Origin of the sequence: Methylorubrum zatmanii (assembly GCF_014845115.1) — a bacterium.
Taxonomy (GTDB): domain Bacteria; phylum Pseudomonadota; class Alphaproteobacteria; order Rhizobiales; family Beijerinckiaceae; genus Methylobacterium; species Methylobacterium zatmanii.
The window spans coordinates 43,496-52,312 of the sequence record NZ_NKUI01000112.1 but is presented as its reverse complement, the minus strand read 5'-3'; the positions used below and the strand labels follow the sequence as shown (position 1 = coordinate 52,312).

7 protein-coding genes are annotated in these 8,817 nt (G+C 72.1%); 3 read left to right on the top strand and 4 right to left on the bottom strand.

Going from position 1 to position 8,817, the window contains the following annotated elements; all coding sequences use genetic code 11:
• Window positions 1–246: 246 nt before the first annotated feature.
• Genes MZTS_RS14570 through guaD form a run of 3 tightly spaced genes read left to right on the top strand, consistent with a single transcriptional unit; the run spans window position 247 to window position 5,194 of the window.
• Window positions 247–1,062, top strand: coding sequence for an FAD binding domain-containing protein (locus tag MZTS_RS14570; protein ID WP_192284393.1), 816 nt, complete (start codon window positions 247–249; stop codon window positions 1,060–1,062).
• Window positions 1,059–3,824, top strand: a complete 2,766-nt coding sequence (locus MZTS_RS14565; RefSeq protein WP_192284392.1) for a molybdopterin-dependent oxidoreductase — start codon at window positions 1,059–1,061, stop codon at window positions 3,822–3,824. The genes MZTS_RS14570 and MZTS_RS14565 overlap by 4 nt, the downstream gene beginning before the upstream one ends.
• Window positions 3,821–5,194, top strand: a complete 1,374-nt coding sequence (gene guaD, locus MZTS_RS14560; protein ID WP_192284391.1) for a guanine deaminase — start codon at window positions 3,821–3,823, stop codon at window positions 5,192–5,194. The genes MZTS_RS14565 and guaD overlap by 4 nt, the downstream gene beginning before the upstream one ends.
• Before the next feature lie 167 nt (window positions 5,195–5,361).
• Here guaD and MZTS_RS14555 read toward each other — a convergent pair whose 3' ends face one another.
• The 4 genes from MZTS_RS14555 to MZTS_RS14540 form a co-directional block, all read right to left on the bottom strand.
• Complete coding sequence (locus MZTS_RS14555; protein WP_192284390.1) at window positions 5,362–6,285, bottom strand: LysR family transcriptional regulator; 924 nt, start codon at window positions 6,283–6,285, stop codon at window positions 5,362–5,364.
• Window positions 6,286–6,355: 70 nt separating this feature from the next.
• Window positions 6,356–6,604, bottom strand: coding sequence for a hypothetical protein (locus MZTS_RS14550; protein ID WP_192284389.1), 249 nt, complete (start codon window positions 6,602–6,604; stop codon window positions 6,356–6,358).
• A 245-nt stretch (window positions 6,605–6,849) separates the two neighbouring features.
• Window positions 6,850–7,098 (bottom strand): hypothetical protein, encoded by a 249-nt coding sequence (locus tag MZTS_RS14545; protein WP_192284388.1) that lies wholly within the window; start codon window positions 7,096–7,098, stop codon window positions 6,850–6,852.
• A gap of 293 nt (window positions 7,099–7,391) precedes the next feature.
• Window positions 7,392–8,765, bottom strand: a complete 1,374-nt coding sequence (locus MZTS_RS14540) for a cytosine deaminase (protein WP_192284387.1) — start codon at window positions 8,763–8,765, stop codon at window positions 7,392–7,394.
• Window positions 8,766–8,817 lie beyond the last annotated feature (52 nt).

Here is an 8,817-nt window from a genome sequence, read left to right as displayed (position 1 = left end):
CGGCGGCCAGAAAAAGGCTCAACCCGGACCCTCAACGATCCCCGCCGTCGCGTTTGTCACGCCTCCCGAATGCATGATGACCGAGACCGCCCCGCCGCTCGCCCCCTCCGGCGGCCCCGACCAGCCCGTCATCGCCCGCAGGCCCGAAAGGACCGGCGAGAGGACCAGCGAGGGAATCTGTGAGGGGATCTGGACGCAGGCCGTGACGGCGGCCGAAGGTCGGTAGAACGCACGAGCGGCCTCCCCATGGATCTCGACACGATCACCGCCGTCCTGAGACCGCGCAGCCTGGACGCGCTGCCCGAGTGGCGCGCGGGCGATGCCTGGCTCGCGGGCGGCACGTGGCTGTTCTCCGAGCCGCAGCCCGCCCTCGCCCGGTTGATCGACCTGTCCGCCCTCGGCTGGCCGGCGGCCGAGCTGTCGGAGGCGGGCCTGCGCCTTTCGGCGACGGGCACCATCGCCGAACTCGACCGGCTCGCCCTGCCGAAGGAGTGGATCGCCGCGCCGCTCGTCGGACAATGCTGCCGGGCGCTGCTGGGCTCGTTCAAGATCTGGAATCGGGCGAGCGTCGGCGGCAATCTCTGCATGGCCCTGCCGGCCGGCCCGATGATCGCGCTGACGGCGGCGCTCGACGGCGCCTGCGTGGTGCGCCGGCCCGATGGCGGCGAGCGCCGCCTGCCTGTCACCGCATTCGTGCTCGGGCCGCAGCGGACGGCGCTTGCCCCCGGCGAGATCCTGCTCGGCATCGACCTGCCGGCGGCGGCCCTGCGGCGGCGCACGGCCTTCCGCCGCATCGCCCTCTCCCCCGAGGGTCGCTCCGGGGCGCTGGTGATCGGGACGCGCGACCGCGCGGGGGGCTTCACCCTGACGATCACGGCCGCGACGCCGCGCCCGGTGCAACTGCCCTTCGCGACCGTGCCGGCCGCGGCGGCGCTGCGGCAGGCGATCGCGGCGGCGATCCCCGAGGATGGCTGGTACGACGACGTCCACGGCGCGCCGGACTGGCGCCGGCACGTGACCGGGCTGCTCGCCGAAGAGATCCGAGAGGAGCTGGCCCGATGAGGCTGACCGTCAACGGCCAGATCCAGGAGGCCGCGCCGCGCCCCGGCCAGTGCCTGCGCACGCTGCTGCGGGATCTCGGCTGGTTCGGGGTCAAGAAGGGCTGCGATGCGGGCGATTGCGGCGCCTGCACCGTCCATCTCGACGGGGAGCCGGTGCATGCCTGCCTGCTGCCCGCCTTCCAGGCGGAGGGGCGCGCGATCACCACCATCGAAGGCCTCGCCGGCCCCTGCGCCCCCGGCGACGGGCCTCCCGAACGGCTTCACCCGATGCAGGAGGCCTTCTGCGCGGCCCAGGGCTTCCAATGCGGCTTCTGCACCCCCGGCATGATCATGACGGCCGCAGCCCTCGACCAGGGCCAGCGGCAGGATCTCGGCACGGCGCTCAAGGGCAATCTGTGCCGCTGCACCGGCTACCGGGCGATCCGCGACGCGGTGGCCGGGATCGCTCACACCGACTTGGCCGACGGGGCGGAGGCCGGTCCGGTCGGGCGCAGCCTGCCCGCTCCGGCGAGCCGGGCCGTCGTCTCCGGCCGGGCGGCCTATACCTTCGACGAAGCGGTGCCGGGCCTGCTGCACCTGAAGGTCTTGCGCGCGCCCCATGCCCATGCCCGGATCCTTCGCATCGACCGGGCCGAGGCCCTCGCCGTGCCGGGCGTGGTCGCGGTGCTGACCCACGCGGACGCGCCGCGCCGCCGCTTCTCGACCGGGCGGCACGAGAACCCGCTGGACGACGCCGCCGACACCGCGGTGCTCGACCCGGTCATCCGCTTCCACGGCCAGCGGGTCGCGGCGGTGGTCGCCGAGAGCGAGGCGGCGGCCTTGGCCGGCCTGCGGGCGCTGCGGGTGGAGTACGAGATCCGGCCCGCCGTCCTCGATCCCGAAGCGGCGTTGGGGGCCGACGCGCCCCTCGTCCACGATCCCGCCGACCGGGAGCCGCCCCGGCCGGGCGAGGATGCGCCGCCGCTCCTGTCGCATCCGAACCTCGCCGCCGAGGCCCATGGCGCCATCGGCGATGTCGAGGCGGGTTTTCGCGAGGCCGACCGCATCCACGAGGCCGAGTATGTCTCGCAGCGGGTGCAGCACGTCCATCTCGAGACGCACGGCGCCCTCGGCTGGCTCGATGCCGAGGGCCGGCTGACCCTGCGCTCCTCGACCCAGGTGCCCTTCCTCACCCGCGACGCCCTGTGTCGCCTGTTCGATCTCGGCCGCGACCGGGTGCGGGTGCTGTGCGGACGGGTCGGCGGCGGCTTCGGCGGCAAGCAGGAGACGCTGACCGAGGATCTGGTGGCGCTGGCGGTGCTGCGCACCGGGCGGCCGGTCAAATACGAGATGACCCGCGAGGAGAATTTTTCGGCCGCCACGACGCGCCACCCGATGCGGGTGCGGGTGAAGGTCGGGGCGCGGGCGGACGGGCGCCTCACCGCGCTCTCGCTTCGGGTTCTCTCGAATACCGGCGCCTACGGCAACCATGCCGGCGGCGTGCTGCACCACGGCTGCAACGAGAGCATCGCCGCCTATGCCTGCCCCAACAAGCGGGTGGAGGGCTATGCCGTCTACACCCATACCCTGCCGGCCGGGGCCTTTCGCGGCTACGGCTTGAGCCAGACGATCTTCGCCGTGGAATCGGCGCTGGACGAACTGGCGCGGGATCTCGGGATCGATCCGTTCGCGATGCGCCGCCTCAACGCCGTGCGGCCGGGCGATCCGATGGTCTCGACCAGCCTGGAGCCGCACGACGTGGTCTACGGCTCCTACGGGCTCGACCAATGCCTCGATCTCGCCCAGGCCGCCCTCGCCCACGGCAGCGGCGAGGCGCCGCCGGGCCCCGACTGGCGGGTCGGCCAGGGCATGGCGCTCGGCATGATCGACACGATCCCGCCGCGCGGCCACGTCGCCCATGCCCGCATCCGCCTGGAACCGGACGGGGCCTACGCCCTCTCGGTCGGCACCGCCGAGTTCGGCAACGGCACCAGCACCGTGCACGGGCAGATCGCCGCCGAGGTCCTCGGCACCACACCCGACCGCATCCGTCTGATCCAGGCCGACACCGATGCCGTCCCCCACGATACCGGCGCCTATGGCAGCACCGGCACCGTGGTGGCGGGTCAGGCGAATTTTCGCGCGGCCACGGCGCTGGCGCAGCGGATCCGCGCGGCGGCGGCGGAGCGGGCCGGCGTCGCGCCGGCCGAGTGCCGCCTGACCCGCGACGGGGTCGAGACCCCGGCCGGGCTCATCCCCCTTGCCGTCCTCGCCGAAGCGGCGGCGTTCGAGGCCGTGGGCGAGGCCGATGGCAGCCCGCGCTCGGTCGCCTTCAACGTCCAGGCCTTTCGCGTCGCCGTGCATCCGCCGACCGGTGCGATCCGCATCCTCAAGAGCATCCAGGCGGCGGATGCCGGCGTCGTCATCAACCCGATGCAGTGCCGGGGGCAGATCGAGGGCGGCGTGGCGCAGGCGCTCGGTGCGGCCCTCTACGAGGATGTCCGCTTCGACGAAGCGGGCGGGGTGGTCACGCGGACCCTGCGCAACTACCACATCCCGGCCATGGCCGACGTGCCGCTGACCCAGGTGCTGTTCGCCGACACCCACGACACGGTCGGGCCCATGGGCGCCAAATCGATGAGCGAAGCCCCCTACAACCCCGTCGCCGCCGCCCTGGGCAATGCGATCCGCGACGCCACCGGCGTGCGGCTGACCGCGACGCCGTTCGCCCCCGACCGGATCTTTCAAAAGCTCGCGGCCGTCCCGGAGAAGGCGGGCGCATGACCGGGGCAGCGGCCCGGATACGGGCGATCCGCGGCCAGGCGGTGAGCCTGACCGGCAACCCGTTCCTGGCGGAGGGCTGCCTCCAGCACGTGGCCGACGCCCTGATCCTGATCGAGGACGGGCGCATCGCCGCCTTCGGCGACTTTTCGGACCTGTCGGATAGGATCCCGGCCGGCGTCGCGGTCACGGCCTACGACAATGCGCTGATCCTGCCCGGCCTGATCGACACCCATGTCCACTACCCGCAATTGCAGATGATCGCCTCCTACGGCGAGCAATTGCTGGCTTGGCTCGAGAAATACACCTTTCCCGCCGAGTTGCAGTTCGCCGACCAGGGCCATGCCGAGCGGGTGGCCAGGCTGTTCTTCCGCGAGATCCTGGGGGCGGGCACCACCACGGCGGTGGTCTATTGCACGGTCCATCCCGGCTCGGTCGAGGCGTTCTTCGCCGAGTCGGCGCGGTTCAACACCCGGATGATCGCCGGCAAGGTGCTGATGGACCGCAACGCCCCGGCCGGCCTGCTCGACACGGCGCAACGTGGCTACGACGAGAGCAAGGCCCTGATCGCCCGCTGGCATGGGCGCGGCCGCCAGCATTACTGCGTCACCCCGCGCTTCGCCCCCTCCTGCACGCAAGGGCAGCTCGATGCCGCCGGCACGCTGATGCGGGAGCATGACGACCTCTTCCTCCAGACCCATCTGTGCGAGAACACCGACGAGATCGCCTGGGTGCGCGAGCTGTTCCCCGAGCGGGCGAGCTATCTCGACGTCTACGCGCAATCCGGATTGGTCGGCCCGCGCACGGTGTTCGGCCATGCGATCCACATGTCGGAGGAGGATTTCTGCACCTGCCACACGAGCGGGGCGGCGATCGCCCATTGCCCGACCTCGAACGGGTTCCTCGGCAGCGGCCTGTTCCGGCTGTTCGACGCCCTCGATCCGCGCCGTCCGGTGCGGGTCGGACTCGGGACCGATGTCGGCGCCGGCACGACCCTGTCGCTGCTCAAGACGCTCGGCGAATCCTACAAGGTCGCGGCCCTGCGCGGCACCAAGCTCGACGCGGTGCGGGCGTTCTGGCTCGCGACGTTGGGCGGGGCCGAGGCCCTGCGGCTCGACGACCGGATCGGGCGGATCGCGCCGGGCCATGACGCCGATCTCTGCGTCCTCGACCTCGCGGCCACGCCGCTGCTCGGCTTCCGCACCGCCACCTGCGGCGGCATCGAGGAATTGCTGTTCGTGCTGATGACCCTCGGCGACCACCGCACCGTGCGCGCCACCTGGGTCGCGGGCGAGCTGGTCTACGACAACCGGCGGGCGGGCGATCCGCTGCGCTACCCGGAGACGGAGGGAACGGTCGGCCCTGGCGTCTGAGCGAGGTCCAAATCCGTCATCCCGGAGGGATCGACAGGATTTGGTCTGATACGGATCCCGCTTGATCGGAGCGGGCTCCGTATCGGCAAGCCCGCGCGGCGTCTGAGCGAGGTTCAAATCCGCCATCCCGGAGGGATCGACCGGATTTGGTCTGAGTCCCTCGCCGCTCAGGCCGCCCGTGCCGCGGCCTCGCGCTCCGCCTGCTCGACGAAGCGCCGGATCAGCCAGCGTCCGGCCGGGCCCGGAGGATGGTCGGTGCGATGGATCATGGTCAGGGGTAGCCGGCGGCGCGTGGCTTCGGGGAGGTTCAGCTCGACGAGGCGGCCGGCGGCGAGGTCCGCCTCGACCATGTGCGCGGGCATGCTGCCCCAGCCGATCCCGGCCAGCAGCAGCGTGTGCTTGGTGCTGAGATCCGACAGCCGCCACGTACGGTTGGCGATGACGCCGAATTCCTGATCCTGCGACAGCGGCGAGCGATCGGTGATGACGAGCTGAACATGCTCGCGCGCCGCGCCCGGGACGAGGCCGCCGGCCCCGGCGAGGGGATGGCCCGGCGCGGCGACGGGCAGCATCTCGACCTCGCCGATGGCGATGAGTTCGAGCGGGTCGCTGTCGCGGGTCCAGAGTTCGACGGTGATTCCGAGATCGGCCCGGCCATCGCTGATGGATTGCTGCGCCGCCCCGAGCGCCTCGACGTTGAGGCGCAGGGACACGGTCGGGAACTCGGCCTGGAACGCGGTGAGGGCATCGACGAGCCGCGCGCCGGGCATCAGCACGCTCGACACGAAAGAGAGTTCGGCTTCGAGGCCGCCGAGCAGGCCGCTGACCTTGGCCCGCAGCGTGTCGATGCCGTGGGCGACGGTCCGCGCCTCCGTCAGCACGGCGCGGCCGGCTTGTGTGAGCTGGGGCCGGCGCGTCGCCTCGCGATCGAACAGCGGCAGCCCGAGCTGAAGCTCGAGATTAGCGATCGTGTAGCTGATCACCGAGGTCGCGCGGTTGAGCCGGCGCCCGGCCGCCGCGAAGCTGCCGGCCTCGACCACGGTGAGGAAGACCCGGAGCTGGTCGAGTGTCGGCGTTCCCGGTCCTTGCATCGCTTGGCTCCCCCACGCGGCACATCCGGGCCGCGTGGGGTCGACAAGCAAGCCCGAAGCCGGCCCGAGATCAGCGGGCGCTGCGGCGGTGGTGGATCGAACCGGTCGCCTCGACGCCCTCGGCCGCGACGGCGGCGGACTGGCCGGCGCGCTCGGCGCGATACCGCACGGTGTCGGACCCGGCGGTGGCGTTCAGGCCGCCGGGTGCGGCCACGGCGGGGATGCCGGCGGGAGCGTTGTAGCTTTGGGCGGAGGCGGCCCCGGTCAGGCCGGCGGCGAGGGAGAGGGCGAGGGCGGACACGGTGAGGATGCGGGACATGGGATGCTCCATCGGTTGCTTGCGGTGACGGCCGGTGCGTCCGTCATCTGATGAAAGGAAGATGGCCCCGCCTGAGCTTTCCGAAAACTGGAATAAGATCGAACGAAACGTTCGATGAAATCGAAAAGCTGGCGGCAGGGATCGTGCGATGGGTCCGGGCGAAACGAAGAAGGCCGGCCGCGTCGCGACGCGGCCGGCCTTCCCTGGTCGTCGCCGGATGTCGGCCGGCAGGCCGACGCCCGGATTTAGCGCCCGCGCTCGGTGCGCGGCGCGCGAGCGGCCGATCCGGTGGTGTAGACGCCCTCGACCGAGACGGTGCCGTAGCGGCTGTCGCCGTCCATGTAGCGCTGCACGTTGCCCGGGCCGGCGAGGCCGGTGAGGCCGCCCGGAGCGGTGACGGCGGGGATGCCGGCCGGCGCGTTGTAGCTCTGGGCCGAAGCGGCGCCGGACAGGCCGAGGGCGAGAATCGTGCCCGTGGCGATGCGTGAAATCATGACGTCAATCTCCGAGACTTGCGTCGGCGTCGCGGTCGGAACGGCGACGCCGCATGTCCCACAAACTGAGCATCGATGCCGCGCGAAACAACAGGTGCTGCTCGGGGCCTGTGCATATAGATACGGCACGACGACAATGCGCGTCAGGGGGCTGCCGCTTTCGTGTCCGGGAAATAGCAATATTCGCTGATAGTTAGCGCCCCTTTGTCGAATTTTTCGACAAAATCGAGGTCTTGGCACGTCTCTTTCGCGGCGGGTGCCTTTGCGCACCCGCCGCGTCGGTTGGCGGGCGCCTACCAGGGGGCCGTCTCGCCGGTCAGGGCCTCGTAGGCCGGCACCCGCGCCGCGACGGGCCGGCCCGCGACCAGGACGAGTCGATCCGCGTGGGCGCGCGCAACAACCTCGTTGAGGCTGCGCGCGGGCAGGAGGATCAGGTCGGCGGGCGCGCCCTCGCGGATCGTGCCGGCATGGGGAAGGCCCATCATCGCCGCCGGGACCGGCCCGGCGAGGGCGGGCGCGCCCGCCAGGGGATGATCGAGATGGAGGATGCGCACCGCGGCCCGGATGGTGTCGAGCATGTCGTGGTCGCCGTAGGCGTAGAAGGCGTCGCGGCAATTGTCCCCCGCCACCGCCACCGGGATGCCCGCCGCCATCAGCTCCTGCACCGGCGCGACGCCGCGCCAGCGCGGGGTGCGCCCCCGCTGCCGGTCCTGGAGGTACATGTTGACGGTGGGCAGCGTCACGATGCGGATCCCCGCCTGCTTCACCCGGGCGATGGTGGCGGTTGCCTGCGCCTCCGGCTGGAGCGCGAGGCTGCAGCAATGCCCGCAGGTGACGCGGCCCTCGTAGCCGTGGCGCAGGGTGGCGCGGGCGACCGCGTCGAGGGAGGTCGCGGCGGGGTCGCCGGTCTCGTCGACATGCAGGTCCACGTCGAGATTCCGGTCCCGGGCAAGGCCGAACAGGCGGTCGAGCAGGGCGTCGATCTCGGCGAGCGCGCCGCCATGCAGGCCGCCGGTCGGCCGTGTGACGCCGCCGATCAGGCCGTCCGAATCCGCGATCAGGTCGGCGAGCCGGCGCCCGTAATCGGTGGCATAGGCGTCGATCGGCGTCAGGCCGACGCCCTGCAGCGTGATCCGCCCGGCCCAGGCCTCGCGCATCTCGCGGAACACCCCCCAACTGGTCGCCGCCTGATCGCGCTGCGACCCGCCCTCGGGCCCGCTCTCCTGGCTGTCGAGATGGGTGCGGATCGCCCCCGTGCCGTGCGCCCAGGCGCAGGCGAGGCCGAAGGCCATGCGGCGGCGCAGATCCTCCGCGTCCCAGTAGCGCGTCCGGTCGGCGCTGGTCGCATCGCGGGCGCCGGCGAAGTCGCCGTCCGGATTGGGGGTGCGGGCGACGGTGTGGCCCTTGTCGAGATGGGTGTGCCCGTCGACGAGGCGCGGCCATGCCTGCCGCCCGGCCAGATCGGCGGCCGGCAATTCCTGCGGGGAGGATCCGGCCGGCCGAAGCGGGCCGAAGCGGCCATCCGCGATCACGATGTCGATGGCGGCGCAGCCCTCCGCATCGAGGAGCGCGCCGGCGGGCACGCCATCCGTCAGGAAGGCGGCGGGGACGCGGGCATTGCGCAGGACGAAGGCGCTGGCCTCGGGCAGGAACGGCGAATCGGGCATGGTTCGGTCCTTCAAGGAAAACCCGGCCGTTGGAGCCGGGAGAGGGATTGGG